We start from the raw sequence: 19,451 nt of genomic DNA, 5'->3' as shown, positions 1-19,451 counted from the left end.
CGCTACGGCGGCGCCCCGCCTCCGGTTCCGCCTCCGGGCGGTCGAAACCACCCCTTCGGGTCCATTCCCGGCGGGCTTCCGGGAGCGGGCGGGCCCCCGCGGGTAGGGCATGAGGCGTGACCTCGATCCTCCGGCGGCTCTACGACCGGCTCCAGGGCTCCCAGGCCGGCCTGGCGTGGAGCCGCGGCCGGGAGATCGAGCTCATGCACCGGGCGATGGGCTTCGCGGCCCTCGGGTTCCTCACCCTGGTGCCGCTGCTGGTGGTCGTCGCGGCCGCCGCACCCGGCAGCGGCTCGGGCTTCGGCCGCTGGCTCGGCCAGGCCCTGGGGGTCGCGGAGTCCTCACGGGCCCGGGTCGAGATGGTGTTCGGCGCGGCGGACCTGGCGCTGGAACGCACCACGGCCTTCGGCCTCGCCGCGCTCGCCGTCTTCGGCCTGACGTTCGGCTCGGCCGTGCAGACCGGGTACGAGAAGGTCTGGGACGTACCGACCGCCCGCTGGCACACGATGTGGCGGCACGTCATCTGGCTCGCCATGCTCGTCTGCTACCTCGCGCTGCTGGTGGTCATCCCCGCCCCCTCGGACGACGCCTTCGGCACCCTCCTCGGCACCTTGGGCGACCTCTCCGGAACCTGCCTGTTCTTCGTCCTCTCGCAGCGGCTCCTACTCGGCGGCCGGGTCCGCTGGCGCGCCCTGGTACCGGGGGCGGTGGCGACCAGCGTCGGCCTGCTGGGGCTGCGGGTCTTCTCCCAGCTGGTGTTCTCCCCCCTGATCGCCTCGAACGCCGTGACCTACGGCCCGTTCGGCACCCTGCTGGTCGTCCAGTCCTGGCTGGTCGGCGTGGGTTTCGTGGTCTACGGCGGCGCGCTCGTCGGCCGCCTCCTCCACGAGCACCTCACCCTGCGCCGCCTCCGCCGCGACGGGGTCCTCCCCTCCGAGGGCCCGCCCGCCCCGGGCGTCACAGCGGTCTGACCACCCCCGGCCACCGGGTCCGCGGCACGGCCGCGCCCCGACGCGCGTCCCCCGTACGTCCGAGGTCACCGCCCGGGATACCAAACGGGACGTTGACAGATCATCGGCGTACCTGAATGAGTGTGGGTGCACGGACGCACCGCCTGCATCAGGGGCAACCAAGCCCGTTCGCAGGCCACTTGGGAGGTACGTTGCGCTCATACGATGGCACTCGCCGCACCCGGCCGCCGCTGCGCCGGGTCGCACTGGCCGGATTCGCACTGCTCGCCACGACGCTCGCGTTACCCCGGTCCGCGGCGGCCGCCACGGACACCGGCCCGTCCGGCGGCGGCCTGAACGCCGTCATCCGCTACACCGAGAACGGCATCCCGCACATCCTCGCCCGCGATTACGCCCACCTCGGCTTCGGCACCGGCTGGGCGCAGGCGGCCGACCAGGTGTGCGTGCTCGCCGACGGGTTCGTGACCGTCGCCGGGGAGCGCTCGCGCTGGTTCGGCCCCGCCGCGGCGCCCGACGGATCCCTCTCCTCCGCCACCGACAACCTCTCCAGCGACCTGTACTTCAAGGGCGTACGGGAATCCGGCACGGTCGAGAAGCTCCTGGCCACGCCCGCACCGGCCGGGCCCAGCCGGGACCTGAAGGAGCTGATGCGCGGCTGGGCCGCCGGGTACAACGCCTGGCTCGCCCAGAACGAGGTCGGCGACCGCGCGTGCAAGGGCGCCGGCTGGGTCCGCCCGGTCACGGCCACCGACGTGGCGGCCCGCGGCTTCGCCGTCTCGGTCCTCGGCGGCCAGGGGCGTGCCGTGAACGGCATCACCTCCGCGCAGCCGCCGGGTTCCGCCGCCGGCGGCCTCGCCGCCGCGCCGCAGGGGCCGGACCCGGCCGCCGCCGCCGAGGCGGCGAGGGCGTTCTTCGACACCACCCGCTACGACATGGGTTCCAACGCGGTGGCCTTCGCCGGCTCCACCACGAAGAGCGGCAGCGGGCTGCTGCTCGGCAACCCGCACTACCCCTGGCAGGGCGGGCGGCGCTTCTGGCAGTCCCAGCAGACCATCCCCGGCGAGCTGAACGTCTCGGGCGGTTCCCTGCTGGGCACCGCCGTGGTCAACATCGGCTTCAACGAGAAGGTCGCCTGGAGCCACACGGTGGCCACCGGCACCCCGATCAACCTGCACCAGCTCACCCTGGACCCCGCCGACCCGACCGCCTACCTGGTCGACGGGAAGCCCGAGAAGATGACCCGGCGGACCGTCACCGTCCCGGTCACGGGCGGCGAGCCGGTCACCCGCGGCCAGTGGTGGACCCGCTACGGCCCGGTGGTGTCGAACCTCGGCGCGGGCCTGCCGCTGCCCTGGACGGCCGGGACGGCGTTCGCGCTGAACGACCCCAACGCGGCGAACCTGCGCGGCTCCGACACCGCGCTCACGATGGGCCGGGCCCGCTCGGTGGCCGGGATCCAGGACGCCCTGAAGCGCACCCAGGGCCTCCCGTGGGTCAACACCGTGGCCGCGGACTCCGCGGGCGGCACCCTCTTCACCCAGTCCCAGGTGCTCCCCCGGATCACCGACGAGCTCGCGGCCCGCTGCTCGACACCGATCGGGCAGGCCACGTACCCGGCCTCGGGCCTGGCGGTGCTGGACGGCTCGCGCGGCGACTGCGCGCCGGGCTCGGACCCCGACGCGGTGCAGCCGGGCGTGTTCGGTCCGGGCCGGGCGCCGACGCTGCGCGACGCCCCGTACGCCGAGAACTCCAACGACAGCGCGTGGCTCGCCAACGCGGATCGTCCGCTGACCGGCTACGAGCGCGTCTGGGGCAACGTCTCCACCCCGCGCTCGCTCCGGACCCGGGGCGCGGTCGAGGACGTGTCCGCGATGGCGGCGAAGGGCCGGCTGACCGTGGCCGACCTGCAGAAGCAGCAGTACGCGAACCGGGTTCCGGCCGGTGACCTGGCGGCCGCCGACGCGGCGAAGGCCTGCGCGGCGCTGCCCGGCGGCTCGGCGACGGGCAGCGACGGCTCCCCGGTGGATGTGTCGGCGGCCTGCACGGTGCTGGCGGGCTGGGACCGTACGACGGACAGCTCCAGCCGGGGCGCGCTGCTCTTCGACCGGTTCTGGCGGAAGCTGACGGCGACGACGGCGGCCAGGGACCTGTGGCTGGTGCCGTTCTCGGCGGCCGATCCGGTCCGCACGCCGCGCACGCTCAACCAGGCGGCGCCCGGGCTCGGACGGGCCCTCGCGGACGCCGTCGCCGAGCTGCGGGCGGCGGGGATCGCGCTGGACTCCCCGCTGGGCGCGCACCAGTTCGTGGTCCGCGGCGGGCAGAAGCTGCCCGTGGGCGGCGGCACCGAGGCACTCGGCGTCTGGAACAAGATCGAGGCGCCGTGGAACGCGGCCGCCGGCGGCTACCCCGAGGTCCTGCACGGTTCCAGCCACATCCAGGCGGTCGGCTGGGACGGCGGCCGCTGCCCGGTGGCCCGCACCCTGCTGACGTACGGCCAGTCCTCCAACCCGGACTCCCCGCACTCCGCGGACCAGACCAGGCTGTTCTCGCAGGAACGCTGGGTGACCTCGCGGTTCTGCGAGCGGGACATCCTCGCCTCGCCGCGGCTGAAGGTGGTGTGGCCGCGCGAGCGCCGGTGACCCTGTGACCCCATGACCCCCTGACCCGGCCCGGCGGAGGCACCTCGCGTGGACGCGAGGGCCTCCGCCGGGCCGGGAGACGAGGGGGAACAGGGGGAACGGGCGGCAGCTGACGGCAGGCGCCCGACCGCCGACGTACCGAGGGCTACGGGCTGACCGCGAGGAACAGGAAGCCCGCGAACAGCACCAGGTGGACGCCGCCCTGGAGCAGGGTGGCGCGGCCCGGGACGATGGTCAGGGCGCTGACCACGACGGTCAGCGCGAGCAGGACCATGTGGATCGGCCCGAGGCCGAGCATCAGCGGTCCGGACAGCCAGACCGAGGCCAGGGCGATGGCCGGAATGGTCAGACCGATGCTGGCGATGGCGGAGCCGTAGGCGAGGTTGAGGCTGGTCTGCACGCGGTCGCGGCGGGCGGCGCGGACCGCGGCCAGGGTCTCGGGCAGCAGCACGAGCAGCGCGATGATCACACCGACGACGGCATTGGGCAGGCCGGCGCTCTCCACGCCCCGTTCGATGGTCGGGGAGACGGCCTTGGCGTTGCCGACGACCGCGACCAGGGCGACCAGCAGCAGGCCGAGGCTGATCAGGGCGGCCCGGGAGCTGGGTGGCTCGGCGTGATCGTCGTCCTCCCCCGCGGCTGCCGCGGCGGCGGCCTGCGCCGCCTCCTTGCGGAGCCGCTTGGTGTCCACGGGCAGGAAGTAGTCCCGGTGACGGACCGTCTGGACGGCGATGAACAGACCGTAGAGGGAGAGCGAGGCGAAGGCGGCGAAGGTCAGCTGGGCGGTGGAGAACTCGGGTCCGGGCTTGCTGGTCGTGAAGGTCGGCAGGACGAGACTGAGCACGGCGAGGGTCGTGACGGTGGCGAGGGCCGCACCGGACCCCTCGGCGTTGAAGACGGCCACGCGGTTGCGCAGGGCGCCGACCAGCAGCGACAGGCCGACGATGCCGTTGCACGTGATCATGACGGCGGCGAAGACGGTGTCGCGGGCGAGGGATGAGGTCTTGGGCCCGCCGTCGGCCATCAGGGTGACGATGAGCGCCACTTCGATGACGGTTACGGCGACGGCGAGGACGAGGGACCCGAAGGGTTCACCGACCCGGAGGGCGACGACCTCGGCGTGGTGGACGGCCGCCAGCACCGCGCCCGCGAGGCAGAGAGAGACCAGGACCACCGCGAGTGAGGGCAGATCGCGTCCCCAGCTGAAGGCAAGCGCGATCAACGCCACCACGGGGACCACGACGGTCCAGTCGGTCAGGGGGGAACTGTGCGTTGCCGTACTCATGTCAGCAAAGCTGCCAGAACCGTTCCCCGGGTGCGGCGAAGGGCGCGCTTCCAAGAGGCTGACGTGGGCATTCTCACGAAAATGCCGGGCGCGGCGGCGCGACGGCCGGCCGTCGCCGCGCGTCGGCAGCCGAGGTCCGCCGCCGGGTTCGGCCGGAGAACGGCGGGCACCGGGCGGCCGGTAGCGGATGGAATGCCGATGTTGCCGCCGATCGGGCGGTATGCGATGTCTCCTCACTCCTCGGCCGTCCACCGGCGCCGGGCCGACGTCCAGGAGTTCCGCTGTGCGCCGCACATCCCGCTTGCGCACCGCCCTCCTCGCCCTGACCGCCGCACCGGCGACGTCCGTGACCGTCTCCGCACCGGCCGGAGCCGCGCCTGCCGCCGGATCGGCCGCTCCCGCCGCCGCTGCCGCCTCCGTAGGACCCGTGAACGTCCACCTGACCGGGGTCGGCGGCGGCCCGCAGAACATCGCGGCGGCCGCGGCCTACGGCGCCGTCAACCGGTACGTTCCCGCACGCTCCCGTACGCCCGCGCGCGAACCCCGCGTCACATCGCCCGGTCGTGGCCCTCCCAGTACGGTTCACGCAGACGGCGCTTGTAGAGCTTGCCGTTCGGATCGCGCGGCATCGTCTCGATGAAGTCGACCGTCTTGGGGCGTTTGTAGCCTGCCAGTTGGCGTTCGCAGTGGTGCAGGATCTCCGCGGCGAGCGCGTCACCGGCCTCGAAGCCCTCGGCGGGCTCGATGACGGCCTTGACCTCCTCGCCCCAGTCGGCGTGGGGGATGCCGAAGGCGGCGGCGTCCGCGACGGCCGGGTGGGTGAGCAGGGCGGACTCGATCTCGGCCGGGTAGATGTTCACCCCGCCCGAGATGATCATGTCGATCTTGCGGTCGCGGAGGAACAGGTAGCCCTCCTCGTCCATCAGCCCGAGGTCGCCGACCGTGAAGAAGTCCCCGATGCGGTTCTTCTTCGTCTTGCCCTCGTCCTTGTGATAGCTGAATCCGCCGGTGTTCATCTTGATGTAGACGGTGCCCAGTTCGCCCGGCGGGAGCCGGTTGCCGTCGTCGTCGAAGACGGCGAGTTCGCTGATGGGCCAGGCCTTGCCCACGGTTCCCGGCTTCTTCAGCCAGTCCTCGGCCGTGGCGAAGGCGCCGCCGCCCTCGCTCGCCGCGTAGTACTCCTCCACGCACCGGCCCCACCAGTCGATCATGGCCCGCTTGACGTGGTCGGGGCAGGGCGCCGCCCCGTGGATGGCGTGCCGCATCGAGGAGACGTCGTACGCGTCCTTCGTGTCCTGCGGGAGCGCGAGGAGCCGGTGGAACTGCGTCGGGACCATGTGCGTGTGCGTGCAGGCGTGCTGGTCGATCAGGCGCAGCATCTCCTGCGGGGTCCACCGGTCCATCAGGACCAGCGGGTGCCCGATGTGCAGGGCGGCGCCCGCGAACTGCAGGACGGCCGTGTGGTAGAGCGGCGAGCACACCAGGTGGACGTTTCCGTCGAAGGGCCGGATGCCGAAGATGCCGAGGAAACCGCCGAGGTACGTCGCCTCCGGGAGCTTGCCGGGCAGCGGTCGGCGGATGCCGCGGGGCCGGCCGGTGGTGCCCGAGGTGTAGTTCATGACCCAGCCGAGGGTGCGCCCCTCCGGGGGCGTTGCGGGCTGCCCGCCGAGGAGTTCGGCGTACGGCCGGAAGCCGTCGACGGCGCCGACGGCGTACCGCCGGCCCGTCGGCAGGGCGGCCTCGTCGGCCGCGGCGGTGGCGGCGTCCGCGAAGCGCTCGTGGGCGATGAGGACCTTGGCGCCGGAGTCGGAGACGATCCAGGCGATCTCGGGGCCGACGAGGTGGTGGTTGACGGGCACGAGGTAGAAGCCGGCCTGGGCGGCGGCGAGGTAGGCGGTGACGAACTCGACGCCGTTGGGGAGGACGACGGCGAAGACGTCCCCCTCTTCCAGCCCGGCGGCGCGCAGGCCGTGGACGAGACGGTTGACGTCCGCGTGCAGGCGGCCCGCGGACCACTCCCCGCCCTCGGGGGTCACCAGGACGGTGCGCTCCGGGTCGGCGGCGGCCTGGGCCCAGAAGCCGTTGGGGGGCTGCTTGTCGGTCATGCTGCTGCTCGCTCCTCTGGGTCCGGTGCGGCCGCCCGCTCAGGCGCGGCCGGCGATGCGGGTGATCCGGTCGATGGCCTGCTCGAAACCGCTGGTGAGCTCGTCGAAGACGGCCTGGACGCTGCGCTCGCTGTTCATCCGGCCGACGATCTGGCCGACGGGGGTGCCCAGCAGCGGCTGGACCTCGTACTTCTGGATGCGCGAGACGGCCTCGGCGACGAGCAGGCCCTGCAACGGCATGGGCAGGGCGCCCGGCCCCTCCGGGTCGTCCCAGGCGTCGGTCCACTCGGTACGCAGCTGACGGGCGGGCTTGCCGGTCAGGGCGCGGGAGCGGACGGTGTCGCCGGAGCCGGCGGCGAGGAGCTTCTCGGTGAGGGCCCGCGAGTGGAGGTCGGCCTCGGTGGTGGTGAGCCAGAGCGAGCCGAGCCACGCGCCCTGGGCGCCGAGGGCGAGTCCGGCGGCGATCTGCCCGCCGCTGCCGATGCCGCCGGCGGCGAGGACCGGGAGGGGCGCGACGGCCTCGACGATCTCGGGGACCAGGACCATGGTGGCGATGTCACCTGTGTGCCCGCCGGCCTCGTAGCCCTGGGCGACTACGACGTCGATGCCGGCCTCGGCGTGGCGCCGGGCGTGTTTGGCGCTGCCGGCGAGGGCGGCGACGAGGACGCCGTGGTCGTGGGCGCGGGCGATGACGTCGGCGGGCGGGGACCCGAGGGCGTTCGCCAGGAGTTTGATGGGGTAGTCGAAGGCGACGTCGAGCTGGTTGCGGGCGACCTGTTCCATCCAGCCGGTGATCCGCCAGCCGGAGGCCTCGCCCTCGGCGAGCTCGGGCACGTGGTGCTTGGCGAGGGTGTCGCGGACGAACTGGCGGTGCCCGGCCGGGATCATCGCCTCGATGTCGGCCTCGCTGATGCCGTCGACGGCCTTCTTGGCGGGCATCACCACGTCGAGGCCGTAGGGCTTGCCGTCGGTGTGCGCCTGCATCCAGTCGAGATCGCGCCTGAGGTCGTCGGGCGCGGTGTACCGCACCGCGCCGAGCACGCCGAAGCCGCCCGCGCGGGTGATGGCGGCGGCGACCGCCGGGAAGGGAGTGAAGCCGAAGATCGCGTGCTCGACTCCCAGTTTCTTGCTCAGCTCCGTCTCCATGGGCGGCAGGATGCCGCAGCCCGGCATCCGAGGGAAGAGATTTTCTGATGCAGTGTCAGATTCTTTGGGGGCTGGTCGGTGCGGAGGTTGGGCGGCGGGCGGGCAGATACCCACTAGCGTGCGGCGCAGCCACGAACAGGAGGCCGGACATGGGCGGTACGGGGGACGAGACGGGCCGACCGAACCGGCCGGCGGCCGGTTCGGCCGCGGCGACGGCGGGGGGCAGGCCGGCCGGAACCGGCCGCGGGGCGGTCCACCCGTGCGGGCCGGCACAGGCACCCGGGACCGTCCGGGAAGGTACGACCGAACAGCCGGGCAACCCCGTTCGCCCGAACCGCGGGACGGGCGGGACCCACGGGGCGGTCGGTACGGTTGGTACAACCGGAGACGCGGCCGGGACCCCCGGAACGGGCACGGCCGGAGTTACGGGCACAGCCGGGGGCCCGGAACGGACCGGGGGCACGGGCACGGGCACGGGTACGGGTACGGGTACGGGTACGGCCACGGCCACGGCACCGGCACCGGCACCGGCACCGGCACCGGCACCGGCACCGGCACCAGGCATGGTCACAGGCAGGGGCATGGTCGCCGCCGAGGGTGCGACGGGGCAGGGGGGAAAAGACGGTGGCGGGGGTGGGCTGAGTCGGCGGCGGCTCGGGGCCCGGCTGCTCGCGCTCGGCGGGGTACTTGTCCTGCACGCGGCCCTGCCCGGGGCCGCCGGGGCCACCGGCAGCCCCGCCGAGCGGCGCGCGCTCCAGGGGCTGCGGCTGCGCTACGGGTCGGCGCGTCAGGCCGGGCTGCTGGAGAAGCACCTCGAGGGGGTGGCGGACGAGGCGCGGCGGTTCCTGGGCCCCTCCCCCGAACACCCCTACTACGCGGGGGCCGTGGTCCTCGCCGGCCGCGGCCGCACCATCGCCCTGCACCGCGCCATGGGCGACGCCGTCCGGTACTCCGACTACGACGGGCGGACCGACCGGGTCCGGGAGTTCCCGGCCGCCGAGCGGATCGCCATGGCCGAGGACACGGTCTTCGACCTGGCCTCGCTCACGAAACTGTTCACCTCCATCCTGGCCGTCCAGCAGATGGAGCGGGGCCGATTGGAACTGGAGGCGCCCGTACGGCGCTACCTGCCGGAGTTCACCGGCGGCGGGAAGGAGATCATCACCGTCCGCCAACTCCTCACGCACACCTCGGGGCTGCGTTCGTGGGCGCCCTTCTACCAGGAGTCCACACGCGAGGGTCAGCTGAGGTTGCTGTGGTCCGTGCGGCCGCAGGAGACCCCCGGGACCGTGTACCGGTACTCCGACCTGAACCTGATCACTCTCCAGCTGCTCTTGGAACGGATCACCGCTCGCACATTGGACGTCCTGCTCCACGACGAGATCACTGCTCCGCTCGGGATGCACCGCACTCGTTACAACCCACCGCTCTCCTGGCGCCGGGTGACCGCCGCCACCGAGGTCCAACGCCCGCCCTGGTCCGGCCTGGACCGCGGTCTGGTGTGGGGCGAGGTCCACGACGAGAACGCGTACGCCCTCGGCGGCGTAGCGGGCCACGCCGGCGTCTTCGGCACCGCCTGGGACCTGGCCGTCCTCGCCCGCGCCCTGCTCGACGGCGGCGTGTACGCCGGCCGGCGCATCCTGCGCCCCGCCTCCGTCGAGCTGCTCTTCACCGACTACAACACCGCCTTCCCCGGCGACGACCACGGCCTGGGCTTCGAGCTCTACCAGCACTGGTACATGGGCGCGATGGCCACCCCGCACTCCGCCGGCCACACCGGTTTCACCGGAACCTCCCTCGTCCTGGACCCCTCCACCGACTCCTTCCTGATCCTCCTCGGCAACTCCGTCCACCCCGTACGCACCTGGCGGGCCGGCAGCGCGCCGCGCGTGGCCGTCGGCAACCGCTTCGCCCGCGCCGTCCCGGTCCGTACGCGGCACGGCGGCGCGGCCTGGTTCTCCGGCACCGTCCCCGGCGGCTCGGGCACCCTCACCCTGCCGCCGCTCACCCCGGCCACGGACGCCGCCCGGCTGCGCTGCGCCGTGTGGTGGGACACCGTCCCCGGCGAGGGCTCGCTCCATCTGGAGGCCTCGCCCGACGGGCAGGCCTGGCAGGCACTGCCGTTCAGCACCGTCCGGTCCACGGGCGGAGCCCCCGAACAGTGGCCGCGCGGCTCGGTGAGCGGCTGGTCCGGGCGCGTCTGGCACCGCCTCGAAGCCCCCCTGGCGGCGGAATGGGCGGGCCGGGAGGTACACCTCCGCTTCCGCCACACGGCCACCGGCCGGTACGTCGGGCGCGGGATCTACGTGGACGTCCTACGCGTGGCGGAACCGTCCCGCCTCCTCTTCACGGAAGACCGCCCGGCGGACGCCACCCGCCTCCAGGCCACGGGCTGGACCCGCTCGCCGGACTAGGCCGTCTTCGGATGGGGGCGGCCGCTGTCGGCCGCCCGATTTCGTTCTCACACCGGGCCAGGCCGGTGACGCACCGTCGTTCACCCGGGTCTTGGCCCCGCAGTGACCCCACGGCGACCCCGCAGCCGGCCCGGCGAGGCGGGGGCGTGAACCTAACCGAGGAGGGCGATCTCCTCGTCCACGGCACCGACCTCCCCCGCACGCCCCATCAGAACCAACTGCTCCTTGTAGGCGACCAGCGCGGCCACGAGGAGCTCCGCCCGATCGGACTCGAACCCGTACATGCGCCGGGCGGCCGCGACGGACTCGGCCCGGAGGGCCAGGGCCGTCTCCGGCAGGTGCGCGAACTCCTGACGGCTGTATTCGTACAGGGCGACGGTCAGCAGGGGCAGATACGCCAGCGGACTCACCTGGGCGAGCACGCGACAGGCGGCCACCTGCTGCCGCACCGGCAGCGCCTGCGATCCGAGGAGGGCCACCCGGGCCCGCAGCACCGCGTCGTGATTGATGTTCGCCATGTGATTCATGACGCTGATTCTGAAAGCCGCACAGGTACCCGAACAAGGGCATACCACTGTGCCCTTGGTCCTACGAAAATGCCCTCTGACCTGTCATGATGGAGACACCTTCACCCCTGCGCCCGCCTCGCGAACCCCCTCCGGTTCCGCCGCCGACACCTCCGGTCGGCCTCTTCCCGGGCCGTCGGCGCACGCGCCCCCGGCAGGACACGCCCACCGGCCCGCCTACGGTGATCGTGGGGGCGCGATCCGCCCCGGGTACGTCCGGGGGAGTCATGACCAGGCTGACCGCGCTGACCGAGCTGACCAAAGTGACCGAGGTGCTCGAACAGCAGCCGGCCGGCCGGCTGCTGTTCGTCGATGACGACACGGTGATCGTCGACCCGAACGGCCGGGAGGTGCGCAAGGGCGGCGAGGCGGTCGCGCTCACCCCGACCGAGCTCAGACTGCTGCTGAAGTTCGCGGCCCGGCCGGGCGTGGTGCTGGACCGGGCGGCGCTGCTGCGGGAGGTGTGGGACTACGGCTGGAACGGCGACCCCCGCGTCGTCGGCCTGCACGTCCAGCCGCTGCGGGCGAAGGTCGGCGCCGACCGCATCGAGACCGCACGGGGCTTCGGCTACAAGCTCCGACGCGGCTGATGCGGGTCGCGCGGCCGGTGGGGCCGACGCGGCTCGTACGGCGCCTCGCGGTCCGAACGCGGCCGGGGCACGGCCTGGGCCCGACCATCGCCGCCGGCCAGGCACGCGTGATCGGCGCCGAACTCGCCTTCGCCAACGCCCCCGGCGGCGGAGCCGTCGCCACCCTGGCCCTGTTCGACCGTGAGGACGCCGATGCCGACGCCGACGCCGAGGGCCCCCGATCCGGCCGCCGACGCGGACGCCGAGGGCACCCCGTAACAACACATCTAGGCGACGGTGTTCAGGGCCGCGTTCAGCATGCGGCGGGTGGTGCGGGTGAGTTCGGCCCGGTCCGGGGCCGGGCGGGAGTGGGCCGGGGCTCCTGCCAGGCGGTCGTAGAGGATGCCGTCCGTCCAGGCCGCCAGCAGCTCGGCGGCCTCCTCGGGGTGTTCCGCCCCGAGGGCGGCCAACACGGCCGCGGCGCGGGCGCGCGCCGCCCGGCCCGCCCGCTGGAGCTCGGGCGCCAAGTCGGGGTTGCGGACCGCCTCCAGGCTGAGTTCGAAGCGGGCCAGGTGGCGCTCGCGGCCCACCGTGAGCCAGCGGTACAACAGCCCCGCGAACAGCACCACGGCGGCCTCCAGGTCCGGCGGCGCCGGTGTTCCGGACCCTGCGGGGGGCGCTTCCGTGCCGGCGTCGTGCTCCGCGAAGTCGAGCTGTACCAGACGGTGGTAGCAGGCGCCGATCAGCGCCGTCCTCGTACGGAAGTAGTACGAGGTGCTGCCCGCCGGCAGTCCCGCCGCGCCGTCGACGGCGCGGTGGGTGAGGCCGCGGAGGCCGGCGGAGGACACGAGGCCGATCGCGGCGTCCGCGATCAGCGTCCGGCGGTCGGGGGCACGGGAGGGGCTGGACATGGCACCACTCTACAGGTGTAGAGTGCGCAGCCGTACAGCCTCTACAGGTGTAGAGACTGAAGTCGAGTCGGCGGGCAGGAGCGTGTCATGGCAGAGGTACGGCGTCATGCGGTCGTGGCGGGTGCCGGGATCGGCGGGCTCACCGCCGCACTCGCCCTGCACCGCAGCGGCTGGCGGGTCACCGTCTGCGAGCGGGCGCCCGGCCCCACCGCCGTGGGCGCCGGGATCGTGCTCGCCCCCAACGCCCTGCGCGCCTTCGACACCATCGGCTTCGACGCCACCCGCGCCGCGGGCAGGGCCGTCCCGGCCGCCATGGGCCTGCGGCGCCCGGACGGCCGCTGGCTGAAGCGCGCCGACACCGCCGCGATGGCGGCCCGGTACGGCCGGCCGCCGCTCGCCGTGCACCGGGCCGCGCTCACCGACGCGCTCGCGGCCGCGCTGCCCGACGGCGCCGTCCGGTACGCCACCACCGTCACCGGCGTCGACCGCCCGGACGGCAGCCCGGTGGCGGTCCGTACGACCGCCGGCGAGCTCGCCGCCGACCTGGCCGTCGCCGCCGACGGCATCCACAGCCCGCTGCGCCGCCGGTGCTTCCCGGACCACCCCGGCCTGCACTACAGCGGCGAGACCGCCTGGCGTACGGTCCTGCCCGCGGACGGCGCCGCCGACGCGGCCGCCGCCGAGACCTGGGGGCGCGGCGAGCGCTTCGGGGTCGTCCCCCTCGCCGACGGGCGCACCTACGTGTTCGCCACCGCCGTCACCCCCGCCACGGAGCCCGGGGACCGGCACCCGCCGGACGCGCGCGCCGAGCTCCTGCGCCGCTTCGGCGCCTGGCACGACCCCATCCCCGCGCTCCTGGAGCGGATCGACCCCGCCGCCGTGCTCCGGCACGACCTCTACGACCTGGCCGCGCCGCTCCCCCGCTACCACCGGGGCCGCCTCGCCTGGCTCGGCGACGCCGCCCACGCCATGACCCCCAACCTCGGCCAGGGCGGCTGCCAGGCCGTCGAGGACGCCGTGGTCCTCGCGCACCTGCTGAGCGGAGCCGGCACGTCCGGCGTGCCCGGCGCCCTGGCCGCCTACAGCGCGGCCCGCTGCGCGCGCACCGACGCCGTCCGGGTCCGGTCCCGCCGGGCCGGCCGGGTCGCCACCGTCACCCACCCCCTCGCGGCGACCGTGCGCGACCTGGCCGTGCGGGCCGTCCCGGCCCGGGCCTCGCGCCGGGCGATGGACGACCTCTTCGACGGCTTCACCCTTCCGGCCGTCACCGCCCCGACCCGGGCATAGACAGCGTGCCCGCGGACGTTCGTACTCGTTGTTGAAGTTCGTTGACCGTTCAACACGAAGGCAGGCTGAGCCGCATGACGACCGACATCGACTGGGACCACCCGACCGACCCCAAGCCGGGCAGCTGGCAGCTCGACCACGTGAAGGCGTACGTGGGCTCGAACGGGGCGGACGGCCACCACTGGAACGGCACCCAGACCCTCCTGCTCACCACCATCGGCCGGGTCTCCGGCAAGCCGGTGCGGACCCCGCTCATCTACGGCGAGGACGGGGGCCGCTACCTGGTCGTCGCGTCCAAGGGCGGCGACCCGGCGGACCCGCTCTGGTACCGGAACCTGACCGAGCACCCCGAGGTCCGCATCCAGGTCGGCCCGGAGGTCCTCCAGGGCACGGCCCGCACCGCGACCCCTGAGGAGCGGGAGGCGTACTGGCCGCTGATGGTCGGGCACTGGCCCGCCTACGACGAGTACCAGGCCAAGACCGACCGCGAGATCCCCGTCGTCGTCATCGAACCGACCGGCTGAGCGGGACGCGACGCCGACCGGCAGCGCGGACCCCGGACCCCGTCCGGCGATCCCGCCGCCGACGGGCTCCGCCGCCACGGGCTCCGCGCCGCCCGCCGCCCGCCGCCTCAGCGTTCCAGCACCGCCATCGCCGCGTTGTGCCCGGGGACCCCGCTGACGCCGCCGCCGCGCACCGCCCCCGCGCCGCACAGCAGGACGTTGCGGTGGGCGGTCTCCACGCCCCAGCGGCCGGCGCCCTGCGCGTCCCCCGACGCGTACGGCCAGGACAGGTCCCGGTGGAAGATGTGGCCGCCGGGCAGGCGCAGTTCGCGCTCCAGGTCCAGCGGGGTCTTCGCCTCGATGCAGGGCCGGCCGTCCGCGTCGAAGGCGAGGCAGTCGGTGATCGGTTCGTCGAGGTGGCTGTCCAGCTGCGCGAGGGTCGCGGTCAGGAGCACCTCGCGCGCCTGCTGGTTGTCCTTCCGGAACAGCCGCGCCGGCGCGTGCAGTCCGAAGAGGGTGAGCGTCTGGTACCCCTGCTCCACGAGCTCCGGACCGAGGATCGTCGGGTCGGTCAGCGAGTGGCAGTAGATCTCCGAGGGCGGTACGGACGGCAGTTCGCCCGCGGCGGCCTCCGCGTACGCCCGGCCCAGCTCGGTGTACCCCTCGGCGATGTGGAAGGTGCCGCCGAAGGCCTCGCGCGGGTCGACGGCGGTGTCCCGCAGCCGGGGCAGCCGCCGCAGCAGCATGTTGACCTTGAGCTGGGCCCCCTCGGGGGCCTGCGCCGGCGGCCGGTCCTCGCCGAGGAGTTCGGCGAGCGCCTGCGGCGAGGCGTTGACCAGGACGGTCCGTCCGACGACCCGGCCCTCCCCCGTCGCCGTGCGGAACACCACCTCGGCCGGCCCGGTTCCGTCCGTGTCGATCCGCAGGACCTCGTGCCCGGTGGCGATCTCCGCCCCGGCCGCGCGCGCCGACCCCGCGAGGGCCTGCGTCAGCGCGCCCATGCCGCCCACGGGCACGTCCCAGTCCCCCGTCCCGCCGCCGATGACGTGGTAGAGGAAGCAGCGGTTCTGGGCGAGCGAGGGGGCGTGGGCGTCCGCGAACGTGCCGATCAGCCCGTCCGTGAGGACGACGCCGCGGACCAGGTCGTCGTCGAAGTGCCGCTCCACCGCCTGCCCCAGCGGCTCCTCGAAGAGCATCCGCCAGGCCGCGTCGTCGTCGATGCGGGACCGCAGCTCCTCGCGGGTGGGCAGCGGCTCGGTGAGGGTCGGGAACACCTTCCCGGCGACCCGCCCGGTGGTCTCGTAGAAGGCGCGCCAGCTGTCGTACTCCCGGTCCGAGCCGGTCAACCGCGCGAAGGACTCCCGGGTACGGGTGGAGCCGCCTCCGACGAGGAGGCCGCCGGGCCGGCCGCCGCGCAGGGTCGGCGTGTACGAGGAGACCGTGCGCCGGCGGACCGAGAACCTCAGGTCCAGGTCGCGCACGAGCTTCGGCGGGAGGAGGGAGACGAGGTAGGAGTAGCGCGACAGGCGGGCGTCCATGCCGGTGAAGGGGCGGCTGGAGACGGCGGCGCCGCCCGTGTGGCCGAGCCGCTCCAGGACCAGCACCGAGCGGCCCGCCCGGGCCAGGTACGCGGCGGCCACCAGGCCGTTGTGCCCGCCTCCCACGATCACTGCGTCGTAGACGGCTTTGTCGAACACGGTCCGGCCGGAGCTCCGCGAGGTCGTCATGGCTCTTGGTAGCACACCTGCCCGAGCCGCTCCAGGCAGTACGCCTCGTCGGCGTGGGCCAGCGCCGTGTCCGGATGCTCGTCGCCCAGGGACCGCTCGCGGATGCCCGCGAGGTCCCGGTAGACGGGCAGCGCCTCGTCCCAGCGCCCCAGCCGCCCGAGGCCCGCGGCGAGTTCGCGGCGGCTGACGAGGGTGTCCGGATGCTCGGCGCCCAGCGCCCGGGCCCGCGCGTCGCCGACCTCCCGGGCCTCGGCGACCGCCTCCTCCCAGCGGTCGAGGCGGCCCAGGTTGACGCCGAGGACGTGCCGGGCGCGGAGCGTTTCCGGGTCGGCGGCGCCGTACGCGCGGGTGCGGTCGCGGACCAGGGCCCGGAACAGGTCGAGGGCCCCGGCGGGGTTCCCGGTGCGGCCGAGAGCGATGCCGGCCTCGTAGCGCGCGGCCAGGGTGTCGGGGTGGTCGCGGCCGAGCACCCGCTCCCGTACGGCGGCGACCTCGCGGAAGACGCCGAGGGCCTCCTGCCAGCGCTCCAGGCGGCCGAGCGCGTACGCCACCTCGTAGCGGGTCAGCAGCGTGTCCGCGTGCTCGGCGCCCAGGACCGCCGCCCGGTCGGCGGCCGTCTCGGCGGCGGCCGCGTGCGCCTCCGCGAACCGCCCCAGGGCCCCCAGGGCGCAGGCCAGGTTGTGGCGGCAGCGCAGGGTGTCGGGGTGGCGCGGCCCGGTGGTTCGCTCGCGGGCGACGAGCACGGCGCGGTAGATCCCGTACGCCTCCGCGTGCCGCCCGAGCCGGCCGAGTTCGTACGCGGTCTCCTGACGGGCGGCGAGGGTGTCGGGGTGGTCCGGTCCGAGCACGCGCACCCGCCCGTCGGCCACGGCCTGGTAGACGGCGAGCGCCGCCTCGGGGCGGCCGGACCGGCTGAGGGCGAAGGCGCGGGTGTGGCCGGCGGCGAGGGCGTCGACCCCGGTCTCGGGAGGGCCCGGGAGGCGCGGCACGCCGTACTCGGCGGTGAGGCGCGGGTCCTCGGCGGGCTCGGGGCGGACGATCCGGCGGAGTCCGCCCTGCCCGGGGTATGGCCCCGCGCCCGGTGTCCGGGAAGCGCCCTGCGCGGGAGCCGGGGGGAAGGCCGGGTTGCGGACCGGCTCGGCGTGCGGGCCCGCGCCCCCGGGCAGGGACGCGGACGGGGACGGCGACGCACCGGCGGGCCGGTCTCCTCCGGTGGCGCCGGCCGCGGCGCGGGCGGCCGTCCAGGAACCGGTGACCACGGCCCACTCCCCGCTCGCGGGGCGGGCCTCGATCCCGGCCTTGCGGCCGGCGGTCATGCTGCGGGCCCACCCCGGGAGCGGGGCCTGGGCGCCGGGCAGCCCGCCGGGGCCGATCCGGGCCTCGACGAGCCGGTGGTGCAGGAGGCGGGCGTCGCCCGGCCGGTCCTCGGGGCACTTGGCGAGCAGCTCCAGGACCACCTGCTCGAAGTAGCCGGGGAGTTCCGGCCGGTGTTCGCGCGGCGGCACAGGCGCGTTGTCCCGGTGGCCGACCAGCACCGACCACGAGTCGCCGAGGTCGAAGGGCGGTGCGCCGGTGGCGATCTCGTACAGGACGCAGCCGAGGGAGTACAGGTCGCTGCGGTGGTCGACCTCGCCCCCCGCGATCTGTTCCGGCGACATGTAGTGCGGGGTGCCCATCGCCACGCCGCCGCCGGTGAGTTTGGCGGTGAAGCCGATGTCGTGGGCGAGCCGGGCGATGCCGAAGTCGCAGATCTTCACCGTGCCGTCGGGCAACCGCATGATGTTGGCCGGCTTCAGGTCGCGGTGGACCACGCCCTGGTCGTGGGTGTAGCCCAGGGCGGCCGCCATCTGCTCGGCGATGTCGACGACCACGTCCACGGGCAGCGGGCGGGCCTCGTTGTCCTCCAGGAGCTGGCTGAGGTTGCGTCCTTCGAGCAGTTCCATGACGAGGTACAGGCAGCCCCCGGCGGCGCTGTCGTCGCCGAAGTCGTGCACGACGGTGACGCCCCGGTGCTGGAGCGCCGCCGCGACCCGCGCCTCGCGGCGGAACCGCTCGCGCAGCACCTGGGTGAAGTGCGCGTCCTGCTCGGCGCCGATCGGCTTGAGGCACTTCACCGCGACGTGCCGCCCCAGCGACTCGTCGCGGGCGCGCCACACCTCGCCCATGCCTCCGCGCCCGATCAGATCGAGCGACCGGTACCGGCCCTGGATCAGTCTGGACTCCGCCATGTTGTGAAGCCGCCCCCGTCGTCGTGCCACGCCCTCCCCGGCCCGTCCAGTATGGCCGCTGATGTACGCAGTGTGTACGGCGAGGGGCGGCTCCCGGGGCCCATGCGGCGCATCGCTTTCAAGATGTGACCTGGTGGCAGCTGCCAGCGCAGACCTGCGGGAATGCTGCGCAAGGTGAGGCCGGTGAGGCGCAGGCGCCGGGTGGTGGTGAGTGGGGCCGGTGCTGGGCGCCCGTACAGCCGGTGCGCCCAGCCGGGGAGCGTCGCGTACGCGAGTCCGGCCAGCGGACCCCACAGCAGGTTTCGGCCAGGTACGAGGAGGGGGTGGATCGGCGGGCTGCGCAGGAAGGCGTCCACGGCGCGGGCGTCGGGGCCCGCGGCGAGCTCGGGGCGCACCGTCTCGAAGTACGCGGCGAGCTGGGCGGTGCCGGCGGGGACGCCGGCCGGGTCGAGGCCGACGAGGCGGGCGCCGGCCCGGTTCTCGTCGACGTAGAGGTCGGCCTGGGCGGGGGTGAGGGGGACGCCCGAGCGGCGCAGGACGTGCAGGAAGCTGTCGATCTGGGCGCAGTGGATCCAGAGCAGCAGCTTCGGGTCGTCCACGGGGAACCGTTCGCCCGTGTCCGGGTCGGTGGCGGATAGCATGCGGTGGATCTTGCGGACGCGGGCGCCGGCGCGTTCGGCCGCCTCGGTGGTGCCGTAGGTGGTGGTGCCGACGAAGTCGGCGGTCCGCAGGAGGCGCCCCCAGGCGTCACCGCGGTCCCGCGGGCCGCCCCGGCCCCGTGGGCCCTTCCGGTGTCGCGCGTCCCCCGGCTCCCGCCCCGGTCCGAACACCGTGCTGTTCTCCACGACCCCGCGGACGGCCCGCGGGTGCAGGGCCTGGAGGTACAGGGCCCGGACCCCGGCGATCCACATCACCGGGTCGCCGTGGCACTGCCAGGTGACGGACCGCGGGCCGAAGAGCCCGGGGTCGGCGCCGCCGGCGCGCTCGGCGGACGGAGCTCCGTCCGTCCCGCCCGTCCCGCCCATCGGCTGTCCTCCCGGTTCGGCTCGGTTCGCTCGTCCGCCCGCTGCGCCCGGCCCCCGCCGGACGGCGCCCCCCTG

General features: G+C 74.5%; 13 protein-coding genes and 1 pseudogene. 6 read left to right on the top strand and 8 right to left on the bottom strand.

Features of this window, described 5'->3' with window-relative positions; all coding sequences use genetic code 11:
- Nucleotides 1-116 precede the first annotated feature (116 nt).
- A complete protein-coding gene (locus ACFWTC_RS04420) occupies nucleotides 117-971 on the top strand; it encodes a YhjD/YihY/BrkB family envelope integrity protein (protein WP_383932768.1) in 855 nt (284 codons plus the stop codon).
- 191 nt (nucleotides 972-1,162) lie between these two features.
- On the top strand, nucleotides 1,163-3,610 hold the full coding sequence (locus ACFWTC_RS04415) for a penicillin acylase family protein (protein WP_384026358.1): 2,448 nt from the start codon (nucleotides 1,163-1,165) through the stop codon (nucleotides 3,608-3,610).
- 145 nt (nucleotides 3,611-3,755) lie between these two features.
- On the opposite strand, the gene ACFWTC_RS04410 is transcribed toward ACFWTC_RS04415, so the two are convergent.
- From ACFWTC_RS04410 to ACFWTC_RS04400, 3 genes are all read right to left on the bottom strand, one after another.
- Nucleotides 3,756-4,895: a calcium:proton antiporter gene (locus ACFWTC_RS04410; RefSeq protein WP_383932772.1), complete on the bottom strand. Its 1,140-nt coding sequence runs from the start codon at nucleotides 4,893-4,895 to the stop codon at nucleotides 3,756-3,758.
- A 548-nt stretch (nucleotides 4,896-5,443) separates the two neighbouring features.
- Nucleotides 5,444-7,000 (bottom strand): acyl-CoA synthetase, encoded by a 1,557-nt coding sequence (locus ACFWTC_RS04405; RefSeq protein WP_383932774.1) that lies wholly within the window; start codon nucleotides 6,998-7,000, stop codon nucleotides 5,444-5,446.
- Nucleotides 7,001-7,039: 39 nt separating this feature from the next.
- Nucleotides 7,040-8,146 (bottom strand): NAD(P)H-dependent flavin oxidoreductase, encoded by a 1,107-nt coding sequence (locus tag ACFWTC_RS04400; protein ID WP_383932776.1) that lies wholly within the window; start codon nucleotides 8,144-8,146, stop codon nucleotides 7,040-7,042.
- A 563-nt stretch (nucleotides 8,147-8,709) separates the two neighbouring features.
- Between ACFWTC_RS04400 and ACFWTC_RS04395 the strand changes: the two genes are divergently transcribed.
- On the top strand, nucleotides 8,710-10,560 hold the full coding sequence (locus ACFWTC_RS04395) for a serine hydrolase (protein ID WP_383932778.1): 1,851 nt from the start codon (nucleotides 8,710-8,712) through the stop codon (nucleotides 10,558-10,560).
- Nucleotides 10,561-10,712: 152 nt separating this feature from the next.
- On the opposite strand, the gene ACFWTC_RS04390 is transcribed toward ACFWTC_RS04395, so the two are convergent.
- The gene (locus tag ACFWTC_RS04390; protein ID WP_383915420.1) at nucleotides 10,713-11,087 is read right to left on the bottom strand and encodes a hypothetical protein; all 375 of its coding nucleotides are present in this window, start codon (nucleotides 11,085-11,087) and stop codon (nucleotides 10,713-10,715) included.
- A gap of 362 nt (nucleotides 11,088-11,449) precedes the next feature.
- Here ACFWTC_RS04390 and ACFWTC_RS04385 point away from each other — a divergent pair.
- Nucleotides 11,450-11,716, top strand: a pseudogene (locus ACFWTC_RS04385) (winged helix-turn-helix domain-containing protein); the annotation flags it as partial.
- 266 nt (nucleotides 11,717-11,982) lie between these two features.
- Here the strand turns inward: ACFWTC_RS04385 and ACFWTC_RS04380 are convergent.
- Complete coding sequence (locus ACFWTC_RS04380; RefSeq protein ID WP_384026361.1) at nucleotides 11,983-12,606, bottom strand: TetR/AcrR family transcriptional regulator; 624 nt, start codon at nucleotides 12,604-12,606, stop codon at nucleotides 11,983-11,985.
- Between the two features lie 87 nt (nucleotides 12,607-12,693).
- Between ACFWTC_RS04380 and ACFWTC_RS04375 the strand changes: the two genes are divergently transcribed.
- Both ACFWTC_RS04375 and ACFWTC_RS04370 read left to right on the top strand, forming a co-directional pair.
- On the top strand, nucleotides 12,694-13,893 hold the full coding sequence (locus ACFWTC_RS04375; protein WP_383915422.1) for an FAD-dependent monooxygenase: 1,200 nt from the start codon (nucleotides 12,694-12,696) through the stop codon (nucleotides 13,891-13,893).
- 74 nt (nucleotides 13,894-13,967) lie between these two features.
- Nucleotides 13,968-14,417: a nitroreductase family deazaflavin-dependent oxidoreductase gene (locus ACFWTC_RS04370; RefSeq protein WP_383915423.1), complete on the top strand. Its 450-nt coding sequence runs from the start codon at nucleotides 13,968-13,970 to the stop codon at nucleotides 14,415-14,417.
- A gap of 107 nt (nucleotides 14,418-14,524) precedes the next feature.
- On the opposite strand, the gene ACFWTC_RS04365 is transcribed toward ACFWTC_RS04370, so the two are convergent.
- The 3 genes from ACFWTC_RS04365 to ACFWTC_RS04355 are packed head-to-tail and all read right to left on the bottom strand — an operon-like array spanning nucleotide 14,525 to nucleotide 19,376.
- The gene (locus ACFWTC_RS04365; protein ID WP_383915424.1) at nucleotides 14,525-16,123 is read right to left on the bottom strand and encodes a phytoene desaturase family protein; all 1,599 of its coding nucleotides are present in this window, start codon (nucleotides 16,121-16,123) and stop codon (nucleotides 14,525-14,527) included.
- Nucleotides 16,120-18,351 carry a tetratricopeptide repeat protein gene (locus ACFWTC_RS04360; protein WP_384026364.1) on the bottom strand — a complete coding sequence of 744 codons (2,232 nt, stop codon included), beginning with the start codon at nucleotides 18,349-18,351 and terminating at the stop codon, nucleotides 16,120-16,122. Before ACFWTC_RS04360 ends, ACFWTC_RS04365 begins: the two co-directional genes overlap by 4 nt.
- The gene (locus tag ACFWTC_RS04355; RefSeq protein ID WP_383915426.1) at nucleotides 18,333-19,376 is read right to left on the bottom strand and encodes an oxygenase MpaB family protein; all 1,044 of its coding nucleotides are present in this window, start codon (nucleotides 19,374-19,376) and stop codon (nucleotides 18,333-18,335) included. Before ACFWTC_RS04355 ends, ACFWTC_RS04360 begins: the two co-directional genes overlap by 19 nt.
- Nucleotides 19,377-19,451: the final 75 nt, after the last annotated feature.

Origin of the sequence: Streptomyces sp. NPDC058619, assembly GCF_042717785.1 — a bacterium.
Lineage (GTDB): Bacteria > Actinomycetota > Actinomycetes > Streptomycetales > Streptomycetaceae > Streptomyces.
The sequence above is the reverse complement of the archived record's forward strand: the minus strand, read 5'-3'. Positions and strand labels throughout refer to the sequence as shown.